19 protein-coding genes are annotated in these 16,068 nt (G+C 64.2%); 17 read left to right on the forward strand and 2 right to left on the reverse strand.

The annotated features are described in order from the left end of the window. Positions 1-32: 32 nt before the first annotated feature. Together QOU61_RS17545 and QOU61_RS17550 are read right to left on the reverse strand one after the other, a co-directional pair. On the reverse strand, positions 33-227 hold the full coding sequence (locus tag QOU61_RS17545) for a hypothetical protein (RefSeq protein ID WP_289660960.1): 195 nt from the start codon (positions 225-227) through the stop codon (positions 33-35). A 196-nt stretch (positions 228-423) separates the two neighbouring features. Further along, positions 424-792, reverse strand: a complete 369-nt coding sequence (locus tag QOU61_RS17550; RefSeq protein WP_289660962.1) for a hypothetical protein — start codon at positions 790-792, stop codon at positions 424-426. Positions 793-1,098: 306 nt separating this feature from the next. Here QOU61_RS17550 and QOU61_RS17555 point away from each other — a divergent pair, with 306 nt between their 5' ends. The 17 genes from QOU61_RS17555 to QOU61_RS17635 all read left to right on the forward strand — a co-directional run bounded on the left by QOU61_RS17555 (position 1,099) and on the right by QOU61_RS17635 (position 16,063). Then, on the forward strand, positions 1,099-1,464 hold the full coding sequence (locus QOU61_RS17555; RefSeq protein ID WP_289660964.1) for an NADH-quinone oxidoreductase subunit A: 366 nt from the start codon (positions 1,099-1,101) through the stop codon (positions 1,462-1,464). Further along, on the forward strand, positions 1,455-2,024 hold the full coding sequence (locus tag QOU61_RS17560; protein ID WP_289660966.1) for a NuoB/complex I 20 kDa subunit family protein: 570 nt from the start codon (positions 1,455-1,457) through the stop codon (positions 2,022-2,024). Before QOU61_RS17555 ends, QOU61_RS17560 begins: the two co-directional genes overlap by 10 nt. Before the next feature lie 12 nt (positions 2,025-2,036). Continuing rightward, a complete protein-coding gene (locus QOU61_RS17565; RefSeq protein ID WP_289660968.1) occupies positions 2,037-2,651 on the forward strand; it encodes an NADH-quinone oxidoreductase subunit C in 615 nt (204 codons plus the stop codon). Between the two features lie 40 nt (positions 2,652-2,691). Then, positions 2,692-3,888, forward strand: coding sequence for an NADH-quinone oxidoreductase subunit D (locus QOU61_RS17570; RefSeq protein ID WP_289660971.1), 1,197 nt, complete (start codon positions 2,692-2,694; stop codon positions 3,886-3,888). Beyond that, complete coding sequence (locus QOU61_RS17575) at positions 3,888-4,850, forward strand: FkbM family methyltransferase (protein ID WP_289661579.1); 963 nt, start codon at positions 3,888-3,890, stop codon at positions 4,848-4,850. The genes QOU61_RS17570 and QOU61_RS17575 overlap by 1 nt, the downstream gene beginning before the upstream one ends. A 13-nt stretch (positions 4,851-4,863) precedes the next feature. Then, positions 4,864-5,475: an NADH-quinone oxidoreductase subunit NuoE gene (gene nuoE, locus QOU61_RS17580; protein WP_289660973.1), complete on the forward strand. Its 612-nt coding sequence runs from the start codon at positions 4,864-4,866 to the stop codon at positions 5,473-5,475. Beyond that, the gene (locus QOU61_RS17585) at positions 5,472-5,687 is read left to right on the forward strand and encodes a hypothetical protein (protein WP_289660975.1); all 216 of its coding nucleotides are present in this window, start codon (positions 5,472-5,474) and stop codon (positions 5,685-5,687) included. Before nuoE ends, QOU61_RS17585 begins: the two co-directional genes overlap by 4 nt. Positions 5,688-5,701: 14 nt before the next feature. Continuing rightward, positions 5,702-7,027, forward strand: a complete 1,326-nt coding sequence (gene nuoF, locus QOU61_RS17590; RefSeq protein ID WP_289660977.1) for an NADH-quinone oxidoreductase subunit NuoF — start codon at positions 5,702-5,704, stop codon at positions 7,025-7,027. Positions 7,028-7,032: 5 nt separating this feature from the next. Then, on the forward strand, positions 7,033-7,299 hold the full coding sequence (locus QOU61_RS17595; RefSeq protein WP_289660978.1) for a hypothetical protein: 267 nt from the start codon (positions 7,033-7,035) through the stop codon (positions 7,297-7,299). A 13-nt stretch (positions 7,300-7,312) separates the two neighbouring features. Continuing rightward, on the forward strand, positions 7,313-7,804 hold the full coding sequence (locus tag QOU61_RS17600) for a hypothetical protein (RefSeq protein WP_289660979.1): 492 nt from the start codon (positions 7,313-7,315) through the stop codon (positions 7,802-7,804). A gap of 5 nt (positions 7,805-7,809) precedes the next feature. After that, positions 7,810-9,885 (forward strand): NADH-quinone oxidoreductase subunit NuoG, encoded by a 2,076-nt coding sequence (nuoG, locus tag QOU61_RS17605; RefSeq protein WP_289660980.1) that lies wholly within the window; start codon positions 7,810-7,812, stop codon positions 9,883-9,885. A 10-nt stretch (positions 9,886-9,895) separates the two neighbouring features. Beyond that, positions 9,896-10,966: an NADH-quinone oxidoreductase subunit NuoH gene (gene nuoH, locus QOU61_RS17610; RefSeq protein WP_289660982.1), complete on the forward strand. Its 1,071-nt coding sequence runs from the start codon at positions 9,896-9,898 to the stop codon at positions 10,964-10,966. A gap of 7 nt (positions 10,967-10,973) precedes the next feature. After that, entirely contained in the window at positions 10,974-11,468 is a 495-nt protein-coding gene (gene nuoI / locus QOU61_RS17615) for an NADH-quinone oxidoreductase subunit NuoI (RefSeq protein ID WP_079570014.1), read from the forward strand. A 10-nt stretch (positions 11,469-11,478) separates the two neighbouring features. Beyond that, complete coding sequence (locus QOU61_RS17620) at positions 11,479-12,117, forward strand: NADH-quinone oxidoreductase subunit J (protein WP_289660985.1); 639 nt, start codon at positions 11,479-11,481, stop codon at positions 12,115-12,117. Further along, a complete protein-coding gene (gene nuoK, locus QOU61_RS17625) occupies positions 12,114-12,422 on the forward strand; it encodes an NADH-quinone oxidoreductase subunit NuoK (protein WP_171581897.1) in 309 nt (102 codons plus the stop codon). Before QOU61_RS17620 ends, nuoK begins: the two co-directional genes overlap by 4 nt. 63 nt (positions 12,423-12,485) lie before the next feature. Then, a complete protein-coding gene (gene nuoL, locus QOU61_RS17630; protein ID WP_289660991.1) occupies positions 12,486-14,555 on the forward strand; it encodes an NADH-quinone oxidoreductase subunit L in 2,070 nt (689 codons plus the stop codon). Then, entirely contained in the window at positions 14,555-16,063 is a 1,509-nt protein-coding gene (locus QOU61_RS17635; protein ID WP_289660993.1) for an NADH-quinone oxidoreductase subunit M, read from the forward strand. Before nuoL ends, QOU61_RS17635 begins: the two co-directional genes overlap by 1 nt. The last annotated feature ends 5 nt before the right edge of the window (positions 16,064-16,068 follow it).

Genomic DNA, 16,068 nt, shown 5'->3' on the forward strand with positions numbered 1-16,068 from the left:
GCGGCTTTTTTGCTTTGTCCGGCGCTTGAGCGTCAGCGGACGGTCGAGCTATTCGAGCTCGTGATCACGACCGGCTTGCCAGCTTTGATGACCTGGGCAGTCTGGCTGTAGTCCACATTGCTTCGCGCCGCGATGCCGAATGCCGCGACCGCGATTCCCGCCACGAGCGCGATGACGACGATCTTCAGATGCGTCGCGCGGTCCGCGGAATGGATCGAGTGGTTCATGGAAGCCTCCCGGCGCCTGAAAGCGCCTTTCGTTGCCTAGCCGTTTACGCCCGGATTGTTTCCGTTCCGTTTCGCGGGTTCCGCAAAATGGTTTCATCAGCCGAATTGGACTGCGCGGGCGCCTTGCCGGGCGGGGCGGTTGGACTGACATTCCCGCCCGGTGGTTCCGATCGCTGGGAGGAAAACAATAATGAAATCAACGAAATTGACCCAGCGAAGTCTGCTCGGGAGGACATCGGCCGCCGTTGCGGGCGCCGTTCTCGGTCCTCCGGCGCGAGCGGCCGCCGAGTTCGAGTTCAAGCTCGGCGTCAACACGCCGGACCGCCACCCGTTGACGATCCGCCTGATCGAGGCGGCGCAGGCGATCGCGAGCCAGTCGCCGGGAAGGCTGGCCATCACGGTTTTTCGCCAGCCGGCTCGGCGGCGATCCGGAAATGCTGTCGCGGCTCCGCGCCGGCGGCATCGAGCTCCTCGCCGCGCCGTGCATGGCGGCGATGGATGGCGCGGTGGTGCACGAGGCCATCGGCAAGGCGGGAATCGTGCCGATGAAGAGGATCTGGGACAACGGCGTCCGCCAGATCACCTCCTCGGCGCGCTGCCTGCGAGCATCGGCTACAGCAGCTCTATTCGGCCCTGCAGACCCACATCGTCGAACGCGCGTTCGAGGCCGCAGAAGCCGGCTGCCGTCGCTGCGTGAGGGACGCGCGACCAGGCGGCGTCTTCAGGGTTATCCAGAGGCCGAACGAGGGGGCATCGAAGCGTCAAAATTGCTTGTCTTGCGCCCTTTGGTGCGCTGCGCTAAGCCTCAGAACCATTCCAAATCGAACGAATCTGCGGTGCTCGGGAAAGCCGCGGGAAAAGGTCATGGCCGATGGGCGGCATCCTCCAGAACTATCTTCCTTTGGTGGTGTTTATCGGAGTGGCGGGCCTGATCGGCCTGGTGCTGCTGATCGCCCCGTTCGTGGTCGCGTTCCAGCAGCCTGACCCCGAAAAGCTTTCGGCGTATGAATGCGGCTTCAACGCCTTCGATGACGCGCGCATGAAGTTCGACGTCCGCTTCTACCTGGTGGCGATCCTCTTCATCATCTTCGATCTCGAAGTCGCCTTCCTGTTCCCGTGGGCGGTGGCGTTCGGCAAGCTCGGCGCCACCGGCTTCTGGTCGATGGTGGTGTTCCTCGCGGTGCTCACCGTCGGCTTCGCCTACGAATGGAAGAAAGGGGCGCTCGAATGGGATTGAGCCCTGTGATCGCGCCGGCGCCAACCGGCATCCTCGATCCCGCCACCGGCATGCCGGTCGGCGCCAACGACCCGTATTTCCGCGAGGTCAATCACGAGCTGTCCGACAAGGGCTTCTTCGTTGCCGCGGCCGACGACCTCATCACCTGGGCGCGCACCGGCTCCTTGATGTGGATGACCTTCGGGCTCGCCTGCTGCGCGGTCGAGATGATGCAGGTGTCGATGCCGCGCTATGACGTCGAGCGCTTCGGCTTCGCCCCGCGCGCCTCGCCGCGGCAGTCGGACGTGATGATCGTCGCCGGCACGCTGACCAACAAGATGGCGCCGGCGCTGCGCAAGGTCTACGACCAGATGCCGGAGCCGCGCTACGTCATCTCGATGGGCTCCTGCGCCAATGGCGGCGGCTACTATCACTATTCCTACTCGGTCGTGCGCGGCTGCGACCGCATCGTGCCGATCGACATCTACGTGCCCGGGTGCCCGCCGACGGCGGAAGCGCTGCTCTACGGCGTGTTGCTGCTGCAGAAGAAGATCCGGCGCATCGGCACGATCGAACGCTAAGGTTTTAGGTCAATGGATGACGCCAAGCTCGACGCCCTGGGGCAGACGATTGTTGGTGCGCTTCCGGGCGCGGCAACCGCGCATTCGGTCGCGTTCAACCAGCTCACCGTGACGGTCGAAGCCGGCCGGATCGTCGAGGTCGCGAAATATCTGCGCGATGATCCGGCCTGCCGCTTCGTCAACCTGACCGACGTCACTGCGGTGGACTATCCCGGCCGCGAGAAGCGGTTCGACGTGGTCTATCACCTCTTGTCGCCGACGCTGAATGCGCGGATCAGGGTGCGCGCGGAGGCCGACGAGACCACGCAGGTGCCGTCGATCATCGACGTCTTTCCCGGCGCCGACTGGTTCGAGCGCGAGACCTACGATCTCTACGGCGTGATCTTCGTCGGCCACCCGGACATGCGGCGTCTGCTGACCGATTACGGCTTCGAAGGCCACCCGCTGCGCAAGGACTTTCCGCTCACGGGCTTCGTCGAGGTCCGCTACGACGACCAGGAGAAGCGGGTGCTCTACGAGCCGGTGCGCCTCAACCAGGAATTCCGCAAGTTCGATTTCATGTCGCCGTGGGAAGGTGCCGACTATCCTGTCCTTCCAGGTGACGAGAAGGCGGGCCCCAAGCAGTGATTCTATTCGCTATTCGCCTCGCAGCAGCAGGAGCTGCGCCATGAACGAGCAACCGCAAAACCTCCGCAACTTCACCATCAATTTCGGGCCGCAGCACCCGGCGGCGCACGGCGTGCTGCGCCTGGTGCTGGAGCTCGACGGCGAGGTCGTCGAGCGCGTCGATCCGCACATCGGCTTGCTACATCGCGGCACCGAGAAGCTGATCGAGCACAAGACCTACCTGCAGGCGATTCCCTATTTCGACCGGCTCGACTACGTCGCGCCGATGAACCAGGAGCACGCCTTCTGTCTTGCCGCCGAAAAGCTGCTCGGCATCGAGGTGCCGCGCCGCGGCCAATTGATCCGCGTGCTCTACTGCGAGATCGGCAGGTTGCTGTCGCATCTGCTCAACGTCACCACGCAGGCGATGGACGTCGGCGCGCTCACCCCGCCGCTCTGGGGGTTTGAAGAGCGCGAGAAGCTCATGGTGTTCTATGAGCGCGCCTCCGGCTCGCGCATGCACGCCGCTTATTTCCGCGTCGGCGGCGTCCACCAGGACCTGCCGCCGAAGCTGATCGACGACATCGAGGCATTCTGCGATCCGTTCCTGAAGGTGGTCGACGACCTCGACCGCCTGCTCACCGGCAACCGCATCTTCAAGCAGCGCAACGTCGACATCGGCGTGGTGACGCTGAAGCAGGCCTGGGAGTGGGGCTTTTCCGGCGTGATGGTGCGCGGCTCGGGGGCGGCGTGGGATCTGCGCAAGGCGCAACCCTACGAGTGCTACGCCGAGATGGATTTCGACATCCCCATCGGCAAGAACGGCGACTGCTACGACCGTTATCTGATCCGCATGGAAGAGATGCGCCAGTCCGTGCGCATCATGAAGCAGTGCATCCAGAAGCTGCGCGCGGCGGACGGGCAGGGACCGGTGGCGGTGCAGGACCAGAAGATCTTCCCGCCGCGGCGCGCCCAGATGAAGCGCTCGATGGAAGCCCTGATCCATCACTTCAAGCTCTACACCGAGGGCTTTCATGTCCCGGCCGGCGAGGTCTATGTCGCCGTGGAAGCGCCGAAAGGCGAGTTCGGCGTCTATCTGGTCTCCGACGGCACCAACAAGCCCTACAAGTGCAAGATCCGCGCGCCGGGCTTTGCCCACCTGCAGGCGATGGATTTCATCTGCAGGGGTCATCTCCTCGCCGACGTCTCCGCGATTCTCGGCTCGCTCGACATCGTGTTCGGTGAGGTCGACCGATGATGGGGCAGGCGCCGATCCAGTTCGACCGCGCTTCGGGGGCTCTCGCGGGAGCAAACCTCTGGGAGCGGACGGCTGCGCTGGCGCTGGCGACGGGATCGAAGATCTCCTCGCATTTCTCGCATCGCGGCTACATCTCCTGCGCAAATTTGCTGCGCAAGACGCTGCCCGAGCGCAACATCGCGATCAAGCTGAATGCCGATGCCACCTTCGAGTTTCCCTATGGCGACGGCTACTGGAGCAAGCTGCTCAACCGCTCCTATCACTACGAAGACGAGATCGAGCTCCTGTTCCGCCATTCGGCCGATGTCGACTACACGCTGATCGATTGCGGCGCCAATTATGGCTACTGGTCGGTGCTGGTCTCGAGCAGCCCGTTCGGCGCGCACCGCGCCATCGCGATCGAGCCGTCGTCGCAGAATTTTCCAAAGCTCGCCAACAACGCCGCGGTCAACGGCAACCGTTTCGAGGTCATGAAGTGCGCGATTGGTGCTTCGCGTGGCACCGCGCGTCTGACCGGCACCAAGCACGAGGCCTTCAGCATCGCCGGTGATCCGGCCGACGACGGCGAGGAAGTGCCCGTCATCGCGCTCGACAATCTGGTCGACGACGGCAAGGTTTCCGCCGGCGGCAAATTCCTGATCAAGCTCGACGTCGAGGGCGTCGAGATCGAGGCCATCAAGGGTGGTGCGCGGCTGCTTGACGCCGACAGCGTCATCATCTGCGAAGAGCACGGCAACGACCCCGATCATACGGTGTCGCGCTACATCCTCGAACAGACGCCGCTCGAGCTGCTCGTCTACGATCCGCGCTCCCGGCGCATGGAAACCGTCACCGAGCTTTCGATCCTCGATCGCATCAAGGTTTCCGCCCACGTCGGCTACAACGTCTTTGGCACCGCGAGCCGGTTCTGGCAGGACCGGATCGACGCCCTCAACGCCAGCGCCGCGCGCCGCATGCAATGAGAGATTGAAACGAATGTCCGTCCGCCGCCTAGCCCCGAAGGAATTGCAGCCCGCGAGCTTCACGTTCACGGAGGAGAACCTCGCCTTCGCGAAGAAGGAGATCGCCAAATATCCGCCGGGCCGCCAGGCCTCCGCCGCGATCGCGATCCTGTGGCGGGTGCAGGAGCAGCACGAGGGCTGGGTCTCGGAGGCCGCGATCCGTGCGGTCGCCGACCTGCTCGACATGCCCCATATCCGCGTCATGGAGATCGCGACTTTCTACACCATGTTCCAGCTCGCGCCGGTGGGCAAGAAGGCCCATGTCCAGGTCTGCGGCACCACACCCTGTCGCCTGCGTGGGGCGGCCGATCTCATCCAGGTCTGCCAGAGCCGGATTCATCACGATCCCTTCCACGTCTCCAAGGACGGCAATTTCAGCTGGGAAGAGGTCGAGTGCCTGGGCGCCTGCGTGAACGCGCCAATGGTCCTGATCGGCAAGGACACCTATGAGGACCTGACCCGGGAAAGCTTCGGCAAGGTGCTCGACGGCTTCGCGTCGGACAATCCGCCGAAGCCCGGTCCGCAGAACGGCCGGCAGTTTTCGGCGCCGGCCACGGGGCCGACCACGCTGAAGGAAGTGACATGAGGCGCGGTGGTGCACGAGGGGCCGGCGGGGAGCGAGGTGTCGGCACGATGAAGAACTGGCGCTATATCGTTCTGCATACGGTCGCGGCAGCCGGCTTCATCTTCCTGCTGCAGCGCTACGCGCTCAACGCCTCGCTGGAAACAAGCCTGTTGTGGATGGTGGCCTTTGGCGGTTGCGCCGCAGGTCTCGCCTACATGCAGTCCAATCGCTGATCGGGAAGCTTTTCATGCTCGACGACAAGGATCGCATCTTCAAGAACCTCTACGGCCTCCACGACTGGGGGCTTGAGGGCGCGCGCCGTCGCGGCGCCTGGGACGGCACCAAGTCGATCATCGACAAGGGCCGCGACTGGATCATCAACGAGATGAAGTCGTCGGGCCTGCGCGGCCGCGGCGGCGCCGGCTTCCCGACCGGCATGAAATGGTCGTTCATGCCGAAGGAATCGACCGACGGCCGGCCGAACTATCTCGTGGTCAATGCCGACGAGTCCGAGCCCGGCACCTGCAAGGACCGCGAGATCATGCGGCACGATCCGCATCTTCTGGTCGAAGGGTGTCTGCTCGCGAGCTTCGCGATGGGCGCGCACGTCTGCTACGTCTACATACGTGGCGAATTCATCCGCGAGCGCGAGCGCCTGCAGGCAGCGGTCGATCAGGCCTATGAGGCCAAGCTGATCGGCAAGGACAACGTCAACGGCTGGCCGTTCGATCTCTACATCGCCCATGGCGCCGGTGCCTATATCTGCGGCGAGGAGACCGCGCTGCTCGAAAGCCTCGAGGGCAAGAAGGGCCAGCCGCGGCTGAAGCCGCCTTTCCCCGCCAATGTCGGCTTGTTCGGCTGCCCGACCACCGTCAACAACGTCGAGTCGATCGCGGTTGCACCCGACATCCTGAGGCGCGGCGCGGCCTGGTTCTCCTCGATCGGGCGGCCCAACAATGTCGGCACCAAGCTGTTCTGCATCTCCGGTCATGTCGAGCGCCCCTGCAACGTCGAGGAGGCGATGGGGATTCCGTTCCGCGAGCTGATCGAGCAGCATTGCGGCGGCATCCGCGGCGGCTGGGACAACCTGAAAGCGGTCATTCCCGGCGGTTCGTCGGTGCGTATGGTACCAGCCGAGCAGATCATCGACACGCCGATGGATTTCGACAGCCTGTCCAAGCTGCGCTCGGGGCTCGGGACTGCGGCCGTCATCGTCATGGACAAGTCGACCGACCTGATCCGGGCGATTGCGCGCATCTCCTACTTCTACAAGCATGAGAGCTGCGGCCAGTGCACGCCGTGCCGCGAGGGAACCGGGTGGATGTGGCGGGTTCTGACCCGCATGGCCGAAGGCCGCGCGCACAAGCGCGAGATCGACATGCTGCTGGAAGTGACCAAGCAGGTCGAAGGCCACACCATCTGCGCGCTCGGCGATGCCGCTGCCTGGCCGATCCAGGGCCTGATCGCGCATTTCCGTCACGAGATCGAAGCACGGATCGACGAGTATTCGCGGAAGGCCGACATCGACGATGCAGGCATTCTCGATCCCGTGCACATGGTCGCGGCGGAGTGACGGTGATGGGTCTCCTGGGCGACATTCGTTCGGGCAAGCGTGGCGCGGCCGGTTTTGGCGGCGACGCGATCGCATTCTGGCTTCTTGCAGGCTTGGTTACTGCGGGTGTCGTCGCTAGCTATGGATTCGGCAGTTCCGAGAAGCTTGCGCTGCTCTTGGCAGTTCTTGGCGTGGGTGTCGGGCTTTGTCTCGGCCTCTATGCCGCGTTTGGCGCCACAAGGCTCGCAAGGATCTTGATGTTGCCCGGATTGCTGATCGCGCTGCTGCATTGAGATGATGGGAACGATGTCGCAACCGAGCATTTTGTGGTGGCAGAAATACGGAACGCTTGCGCAGATGGCGCAGGCGACCGTGGCGCTGCTCGGCTTCGTCGCGATCCTGCTGCAGATCAACGAGATCCGCGCCACCAACCGGGCGACGAGCGCGCGGGCTGCCTTTCTCGGCTACACCGACCTCGCGTTCAAGAATCCGAAATTTTCGCAGCCGGACTACGATGCGATCAAGGCGGCCGGGCGTGACGAGAAGGTGCAATATGAGAGCTTCGTCTCGTACTTTCTCTATGCCTGCGAGGAGGCCCTCTCGGCCTTCGCCGATCGGCGCGAATGGCTCGCGTCCTGCGACTACGATCTGAGGCCGCATCTGCCGTTCCTGTGCGAGAAGAACGCAGTGCAGCCCGCCTATCTCGGCACCTACGGCGCCGAAACCCAGAAATGGATCAAGACGACGCTGCAGAGTGCGGGCGTCACACCACCCGACTGCAAGCTCGGAAAGACTTGAAAGCCATGACCAAGCTGATCATCGATGGCAAGGAGATCGATGTCCCCGCGGAATACACGCTGCTGCAGGCGTGTGAGGCGGCGGGCGCCGAGATTCCGCGCTTCTGCTACCACGAGCGCCTGTCGATCGCGGGCAACTGCCGGATGTGCCTGGTCGAGGTGAAGGGCGGGCCGAAGCCGGTCGCGAGCTGCGCCTGGGGCGTGCGCGACTGCCGGCCCGGGCCGAAGGGCGAGCCGCCGGAGATTTCCACCCGCTCGCCGATGGTCAAGAAGGCGCGCGAAGGCGTGATGGAGTTCCTGCTGATCAACCATCCGCTCGACTGCCCGATCTGCGACCAGGGCGGCGAATGCGACCTGCAGGACCAGGCGATGGGCTACGGCGTCGACACCAGCCGCTTCGCCGAGAACAAGCGCGCGGTCGAGGACAAATATCTCGGCGCGCTGGTCAAGACCTCGATGAACCGCTGCATCCAGTGCACCCGCTGCGTGCGCTTCTCGGCGGAAGTCTGCGGCACGCCGGAAATGGGCGCGACCGGCCGCGGCGAGGACATGGAGATCACGACCTATCTGGAGCAGGCGCTGACCTCCGAGCTGCAGGGCAACTTGGTCGACATCTGCCCGGTGGGCGCGCTGACCTCGAAGCCCTATGCCTTCGTCGCGCGGCCCTGGGAGCTCGGCAAGACCCAGTCGATCGACGTTATGGACGGCGTGGGCTCGGCGATCCGCGTCGATACCCGCGGCCGCGAGGTGATGCGCATCCTGCCGCGCGTCAACGAGGCCGTGAACGAGGAGTGGATTTCCGACAAGACCCGTCACGTCGTCGACGGCCTGCGCACCCAGCGCCTCGACCGCCCGTATCTGCGCGAGAACGGCAAGCTGCGCGCGGCGTCCTGGCAGGAAGCCTTTGCCGCGATCGCCGCCAAGGCCGGCCGGATCGACGGCAAGCGCATCGGCGCCATCGCCGGCGACCTCGCCGCCGTCGACGAGATGTTTGCGCTCAAGGAGCTGCTCGGCAAATACGGCTCGGCGAACCTCGCGGTGCAGGGCGGCGACGCCTTCGATCCGAAGGCCGGCCGCGCGTCCTACCTGTTCAATCCGACCATCGCCGGCATCGACCAGGCCGATGCGCTCCTGATCATCGGCGCCAATCCGCGCCGCGAGGCCGCCGTCCTCAATGCGCGCATCCGCAAGCGTTGGCGGAGCGGCCAGCTCAAGATCGGCGTGGTCGGCCCCAAGGCCGACCTGACCTATGCCTACGACCACATCGGCGCAGGTGCGGATTCGCTGTCCGATCTCGCCGCCGGCAAGCATTCCTTTGCCGACGTGCTCAAGGCCGCCAAGCACCCGATCGTGCTGGTCGGCGCCGGCGCCTTCGGCCGGCACGACGGCGGCGCGGTTCTTTCGCTCGCCGCCAAGCTTGCCGTCGACCTCGGTGCGATCAAGGACGGCTGGAACGGCTTTGCCGTGCTGCACGACACCGCGTCGCGGGTCGGCGCGCTCGATATCGGCTTTGCGCCGGGCGCTGGCGGCTTGAGCGCGGCGCAGATGACGGCGTTCGGCACGCTCGACGTCCTGTTCCTGCTCGGCGCCGACGACATCAGGGTTCCTGATGGCACCTTCGTGGTCTATATTGGCACCCATGGCGATGCGGGCGCGCACCGGGCCGACGTCATCCTGCCGGGCGCTGCGTACACCGAAAAGTCCGGCATCTACGTCAACACCGAGGGCCGCGTGCAGGTCGCCGGCCGCGCGGCCTTCCCGCCGGGCGAGGCGCGCGAGGACTGGGCGATCATCCGCGCGCTGTCGGACGTGCTGGGCAGGAAGCTGCCCTATGACTCGCTTGCCGCGCTGCGTCAGGCCCTGTTCAAGGCGGTGCCGCATCTGATCCGTGTCGATCAGATCGAGCCCGGCAATGCCGCCGACGTCAGGACGCTGGCGGGCAAGGGCGGCACCCTGGAGAAGGCGCCGTTCAGGGCGGCGATCGAGGATTTCTATCTCACCAACCCGATCGCGCGCGCATCCGCAGTCATGGCGGAATGCTCGCGCCTGGCTGGCGGGCGGGTGCTGAGCGCAGCGGAGTGAGCGTGATCTGATGGAAGAATTCTTCGCAAGCTCATTCTGGACCGGCTTCCTCTGGCCGCTGATCATCATGGTCGCGGAAAGCCTGCTGCTGCTCGTGGTGCTGCTGATCGCGATCGCCTACATCCTGCTCGCCGACCGCAAGATCTGGGCGGCTGTGCAGATCCGCCGCGGTCCCAACGTGGTCGGGCCCTGGGGCCTGCTGCAGTCCTTCGCCGACCTGCTGAAGTTCGTGCTGAAGGAGCCGATCATCCCGGCCGGCGCCAACAAGGGCGTCTTCCTGCTCGCCCCGCTGGTCTCCTGCGTGCTCGCGCTCGCCGCCTGGGCCGTGATCCCGATGAATCTCGGCTGGGTGATCTCCGACATCAATGTCGGCGTCCTCTACATCTTCGCGATCTCCTCGCTGTCGATCTACGGCATCATCATGGCCGGCTGGTCGTCGAACTCGAAATACCCGTTCCTGGCCGCGCTGCGCTCGGCGGCGCAGATGGTGTCCTACGAGGTCTCGATCGGCTTCGTCATGATAACGGTGCTGTTGTGCGCGGGCTCGCTCAACCTCTCCACGGTCGTGGAAGCGCAGAACACGCGGGGGATCGCCAGCCTGATCGGCCTGCCGCAGCTCACCATCCTGAACTGGTACGTCTGGCCGCTGCTGCCGATGTTCGTGGTGTTCTATGTCTCGTCGCTGGCGGAGACCAATCGTCCGCCATTTGACCTGGTCGAAGCCGAATCCGAACTGGTGGCGGGCTTCATGGTCGAATACGGCTCGACGCCGTATCTGTTGTTCATGCTCGGCGAGTACGTCGCGATCACCACGATGTGCGCGCTGGCGACGATCCTGTTCTTGGGGGGATGGCTGCCGCCGGTGAACCTGCCGCCCTTCAACTGGATCCCGGGCGTGATCTGGTTCGCGCTGAAACTCTTTTTCATGTTCTTCCTGTTCGCGATGGCGAAGGCAATCGTGCCGCGCTACCGCTACGACCAGTTGATGCGGCTCGGCTGGAAGGTGTTCCTGCCGCTGTCGCTGGCGATGGTGGTTGTCGTCGCCGGCGTGCTGCATTTTGCTGGCATCGCGCCGAAATGAGGTCGTCATGAGTGTCAACATCAACGCCACGGCCCGCTCGCTGCTGCTGTCGGAATTCGTCTCGGCGTTCTTCCTCGCCATGCGCTATTTCTTCCAGCCGAAGCCGACCCTGAACTATCCGTTCGAGAAGGGGCCGATCTCGCCGCGCTTCCGCGGCGAGCATGCGCTGCGCCGCTATCCCAACGGCGAGGAGCGCTGCATCGCCTGCAAGCTGTGCGAGGCGATCTGCCCGGCGCAGGCGATCACGATCGAAGCCGGTCCGCGCCGCAACGACGGCACCCGCCGTACCGTGCGCTACGACATCGACATGGTGAAATGCATCTATTGCGGCCTCTGCCAGGAGGCCTGCCCGGTCGATGCCATCGTCGAGGGACCGAACTTCGAGTTCGCGACAGAGACGCGCGAGGAGCTCTACTATGACAAGGCGAAGCTGCTCGCCAATGGCGACCGCTGGGAACGCGAGATCGCGAAATCGATCGAACTCGACGCGCCGTACCGGTGAGGCCTAGGGCATGATCCTTCCAGCGCTGTTCTTTTATCTGTTTGCCGGGGTCTGCGTCGCCTCCGCCGTGATGGTGATCGCCTCGCGCAATCCCGTGCATTCCGTGCTGTTCCTGATCCTCGCCTTCGTCAACGCCTCCGGGCTGTTCGTGCTGATGGGCGCCGAATTCCTCGCCATGATCCTGATCGTGGTCTATGTCGGCGCGGTCGCGGTGCTGTTCCTGTTCGTGATCATGATGCTGGACGTCGACTTCGCCGAGCTGCGCGAAGGCTTCCTCGAATACCTGCCGATCGGGCTCGTGATCGGCGGCGTCTTCATGGTGGAGCTGCTGCTGGTCGGCGGCGGCTGGGTGATCAATCCCGCCGTCACCAAGTCGATCACGGCGGCGATCCCGACCAACGTCAGCAACACCGAGGCGCTCGGGCTGGTGCTCTACACGAAGTACATTCACTACTTCCAGATCGCCGGCATGGTGCTGCTGGTGGCGATGATCGGCGCGATCGTGCTGACGCTGCGCCACAAGGTCAACGTCAAGCGGCAGGACATCAACGTGCAGAATGCACGCACGCCCGAAATCGCGATGGCGGTCCGCAAGGTGGCGTCGGGGCAGGGGCTGCAGGACGCGGACGCGGCGGAGTGGGTGCAATGACGATCGGGCTCGGACATTACCTCGCTGTCGGCGCCATCCTGTTCACGCTCGGCATCCTCGGCATCTTCCTGAACCGCAAGAACATCATCGTCATCCTGATGTCGATCGAACTGATCCTGCTTGCGGTCAACATCAACCTGGTGGCGTTCTCGACCTTCCTCGGCGACATCGTCGGCCAGGTGTTCGCGCTGCTGGTGCTGACGGTCGCCGCCGCCGAGGCCGCGATCGGCCTTGCCGTGCTGGTGGTCTATTTCCGCAACCGCGGCTCGATCGCGGTTGAAGACGTCAATCTGATGAAGGGCTAGACGCATGATCCGGAAAAGTGGGTGCCGGTTTTCCGGTCAGATCATGCGCAAGGGATTCCACTGATGGTTCAGGCAATCGTATTCCTGCCGCTCCTGGGCGCGATCCTCGCCGGCATCATCGCCGTATTTGGCGCGCATGGCCGCTGCCCGAGCGGCGACACCGTCGAGCATCATGACGACGCGCATGGCGCCGATGCTCATGCTTCCGATGCGCATGACGCGCACGCCGACGATCACGGCCACGACGACCATCACGCCGCCGAGCCGCCGGCGGCAGGCTCGCGGGCGGCCGAGCTGATCACGACCGGCCTGTTGTTCTTGTCGGCCGCGCTGTCCTGGGTGGTGCTGGTCGATGTCGGCTTCATGCATCACGACGCGCGGATCGCGCTGTTCCCGTGGATCAATTCGGGCGACCTGCAGGTCGCCTGGTCGCTGCGGGTCGACACGCTGACCGCCGTCATGCTGGTGGTGGTGACGACCGTGTCCTCGCTCGTCCACCTCTATTCGATCGGCTACATGGACGAGGACCCGTACCGGCCGCGCTTCTTCGGCTATCTCTCGCTGTTCACCTTCGCGATGCTGATGCTGGTGACTGCCGACAACCTGGTTCAGCTTTTCTTCGGCTGGGAAGGCGTCGGCCTCATGAGCTACCTGCTGATCGGATTCTGGTACCAGAAGCCGTCGGCCAACGCCGCGGCGATCAAGGCCTTCGTCGTCAACCGTGTCGGCGATTTCGGCTTCCTGCTCGGCATTTTCGCGATCTTCGCGCTGGTCGGCTCGATCGATTTCGAGACCATTTTCCACGCCGCGCCGGGGCTCACCGGCAAGACCGTCGATTTCCTCGGCTGGCATGCCGACGCGCTGACGCTGACCTGCCTGCTCCTGTTCATGGGCGCGATGGGCAAGTCGGCGCAGTTCCTGCTGCACACCTGGTTGCCTGACGCCATGGAAGGCCCGACCCCGGTGTCGGCGCTGATCCACGCCGCGACCATGGTGACGGCGGGCGTGTTCATGGTGGCGCGGCTGTCGCCGCTGTTCGAGCTCGCGCCGAACGCGCAGGCCGTCGTCATGTTTTTCGGCGCGACCACGGCGTTCTTTGCCGCAACCGTCGGCCTCGTCCAGAACGACATCAAGCGCATCGTGGCGTACTCGACCTGCTCGCAGCTCGGCTACATGTTCGTGGCGATGGGGGCGGGGGCGTATTCGGTCGGCATGTTCCACCTGTTCACGCACGCCTTCTTCAAGGCGCTCTTGTTCCTGGGTTCCGGCTCGGTGATCTATGCGATGCACCACGAGCAGGACATCCGCATGATGGGCGGCCTGAAGGATCGCATCCCCTACACCTATTTCGTGATGGTGATCGGCACGCTGGCGCTGACCGGCTTCCCGCTGACCGCCGGCTATTTCTCCAAGGATGCGATCATCGAGTCCGCTTACGCCTCGGGCAATCCGCTCGCCTTCTACGGCTTCCTGATGACGGTGGTCGCGGCTGGCCTGACCTCCTTCTATTCCTGGCGGCTCATCTTCAAGACTTTCCACGGCGAGCCGCACGACCAGGAGCACTATGAAGCGGCGCATGAGAGCCCGCTCTGGATGCTGATCCCGATCGGCATCCTCGCTGCAGGATCGATCTTCGCGGGCTTCCCGTTCAAGGAGCTGTTCGCGGGCCATGGCGTGGAGGAGTTCTTCCGCGACTCCGTGAAGATGAATCCGCACATCATCGAGGAGATGCACCACATCCCGCAGGCCGTCGCTCTTCTGCCGACGGCGATGATGGTGATCGGCTTCGTGATCTCGTGGCTGTTCTACATCCGCCGGCCGTACATCCCGGTCGAGCTCGCCAACGACCACCAGATGCTCTACCAGTTCCTGCTCAACAAATGGTATTTCGACGAGCTCTATGACCTGATCTTCGTGCGTCCGATCAAGTGGATCGGCTACCAGCTCTGGAAGAAGGGCGACGGCTACATCATCGACGGCTTCGGTCCCGACGGCGTATCGGCGGGCGTGCTCGACGTCACCCGCAACGTGGTGAAGATCCAGACCGGCTATCTCTATCACTACGCCTTCGCGATGCTGATCGGGGTTGCTGGCCTGATCACCTGGTTCATGTTCGGCCTGGGAGGCCAGTGATGACGACCTGGCCCATCCTTTCCGTCGTTACCTTCCTGCCGCTGGTCGGCGCGCTGATCGTCTATGGCAGCCGCGGCGACGATGAAGCCGCTCGCCGCAACGCGCGCTGGATTGCGCTGTGGACCACGCTGATCACCTTTGCGATATCGCTGATCCTGGTGGCGCGCTTCGACCCGGCCCAGACCGACTTCCAGTTCGTCGAAAAGGCCTCCTGGCTTGCCACCGGGATCACCTACCACATGGGAGTCGACGGCATTTCGCTGCCCTTCGTGATCCTGACCACCGCCCTGATGCCGTTCTGCATCATCGCGAGCTGGAAATCGGTCACCGACCGCGTGCGCGAATACATGATGGCGTTCCTGATCCTGGAAACGCTGATGGTCGGCACCTTCTGCGCGCTCGACCTCGTGCTGTTCTACCTGTTCTTCGAGGGCGGCCTGATCCCGATGTTCCTGATCATCGGCGTCTGGGGCGGCCCGCGCCGGGTCTACGCCTCCTTCAAGTTCTTCCTCTACACGCTGCTCGGCTCGGTCCTGATGCTGCTCGCCATCATGGCGCTGTACTGGAACGCCGGCACGACCGACATTCCGACGCTGATGCATACGGCGGTGCCGCGCTCCCTGCAGACCTGGGCCTGGCTTGCCTTCTTCGCTTCGTTCGCGGTGAAGATGCCGATGTGGCCGGTGCACACCTGGCTGCCGGACGCGCATGTCGAGGCGCCGACCGCAGGCTCGGTGATCCTGGCGGCGATCCTGCTGAAGATGGGCGGCTACGGCTTCCTGCGCTTCTCGCTGCCGATGTTCCCGCTGGCCTCGCACGACTTCGCGCCGCTGATCTTCACGCTCTCGGTGATCGCGATCATCTACACCTCGCTGGTGGCGCTGATGCAGGAGGACATGAAGAAGCTGATCGCCTATTCGTCGGTGGCCCATATGGGCTTCGTCACCATGGGCATCTTCGCCGGCACCATCCAGGGCGTCGCCGGCGGCGTGTTCCAGATGATCTCGCACGGCATCGTCTCCGGCGCGCTGTTCCTCTGCGTCGGCATCGTCTACGACCGCATGCATACCCGCGAGATCGCGGCCTATGGCGGCCTCGTCAACCGCATGCCGCTCTATGCGCTGGTGTTCATGGTCTTCACCATGGCCAATGTCGGCCTGCCCGGGACGAGCGGCTTCATCGGCGAGTTCATGACGCTGATCGGCACCTTCAAGATCTCGATCCCGACCGCGTTCTTCGCGACCACGGGCGTGATCCTGTCCGCGTGTTATGCGCTGTGGCTCTACCGCAAGGTGATCTTCGGCACGCTGGTCAAGCCATCGCTGATGAGCATCAAGGACCTGACCTTCCGCGAATGCCTCACGCTGTTCCCGCTGGTGGCGCTGACCATCCTGTTCGGCGTCTATCCGAAGCCGGTGCTGGACATGTCGGCGGCCTCGGTCCAGCAACTCGTCTCCAACTACAACACCGCCGTGTCAGCCGTGAAAGCGGCCGCCTTGCTGCAATGACGGAA

It is taken from the genome of Bradyrhizobium sp. NP1, assembly GCF_030378205.1.
In the GTDB taxonomy this organism is placed as follows: domain Bacteria; phylum Pseudomonadota; class Alphaproteobacteria; order Rhizobiales; family Xanthobacteraceae; genus Bradyrhizobium.

Excerpts from the sequence above, each read along its gene's own strand:
- QOU61_RS17570 (WP_289660971.1), top strand. The coding sequence starts at position 2,692 with ATGAACGAGCAACCGCAAAACCTCCGCAACTTCACCATCAATTTCGGG.
- QOU61_RS17565 (WP_289660968.1), top strand. The coding sequence starts at position 2,037 with ATGGATGACGCCAAGCTCGACGCCCTGGGGCAGACGATTGTTGGTGCG.
- nuoG (WP_289660980.1), top strand. The coding sequence starts at position 7,810 with ATGACCAAGCTGATCATCGATGGCAAGGAGATCGATGTCCCCGCGGAA.
- QOU61_RS17545 (WP_289660960.1), bottom strand. The coding sequence starts at position 227 with ATGAACCACTCGATCCATTCCGCGGACCGCGCGACGCATCTGAAGATC.
- nuoI (WP_079570014.1), top strand. The coding sequence starts at position 10,974 with ATGAGTGTCAACATCAACGCCACGGCCCGCTCGCTGCTGCTGTCGGAA.
- QOU61_RS17575 (WP_289661579.1), top strand. The coding sequence starts at position 3,888 with ATGGGGCAGGCGCCGATCCAGTTCGACCGCGCTTCGGGGGCTCTCGCG.
- QOU61_RS17600 (WP_289660979.1), top strand. The coding sequence starts at position 7,313 with ATGTCGCAACCGAGCATTTTGTGGTGGCAGAAATACGGAACGCTTGCG.
- QOU61_RS17585 (WP_289660975.1), top strand. The coding sequence starts at position 5,472 with ATGAGGCGCGGTGGTGCACGAGGGGCCGGCGGGGAGCGAGGTGTCGGC.
- QOU61_RS17620 (WP_289660985.1), top strand. The coding sequence starts at position 11,479 with ATGATCCTTCCAGCGCTGTTCTTTTATCTGTTTGCCGGGGTCTGCGTC.
- nuoK (WP_171581897.1), top strand. The coding sequence starts at position 12,114 with ATGACGATCGGGCTCGGACATTACCTCGCTGTCGGCGCCATCCTGTTC.
- QOU61_RS17555 (WP_289660964.1), top strand. The coding sequence starts at position 1,099 with ATGGGCGGCATCCTCCAGAACTATCTTCCTTTGGTGGTGTTTATCGGA.
- nuoF (WP_289660977.1), top strand. The coding sequence starts at position 5,702 with ATGCTCGACGACAAGGATCGCATCTTCAAGAACCTCTACGGCCTCCAC.
- nuoE (WP_289660973.1), top strand. The coding sequence starts at position 4,864 with ATGTCCGTCCGCCGCCTAGCCCCGAAGGAATTGCAGCCCGCGAGCTTC.
- nuoH (WP_289660982.1), top strand. The coding sequence starts at position 9,896 with ATGGAAGAATTCTTCGCAAGCTCATTCTGGACCGGCTTCCTCTGGCCG.
- QOU61_RS17595 (WP_289660978.1), top strand. The coding sequence starts at position 7,033 with ATGGGTCTCCTGGGCGACATTCGTTCGGGCAAGCGTGGCGCGGCCGGT.
- QOU61_RS17560 (WP_289660966.1), top strand. The coding sequence starts at position 1,455 with ATGGGATTGAGCCCTGTGATCGCGCCGGCGCCAACCGGCATCCTCGAT.
- nuoL (WP_289660991.1), top strand. The coding sequence starts at position 12,486 with ATGGTTCAGGCAATCGTATTCCTGCCGCTCCTGGGCGCGATCCTCGCC.
- QOU61_RS17635 (WP_289660993.1), top strand. The coding sequence starts at position 14,555 with ATGACGACCTGGCCCATCCTTTCCGTCGTTACCTTCCTGCCGCTGGTC.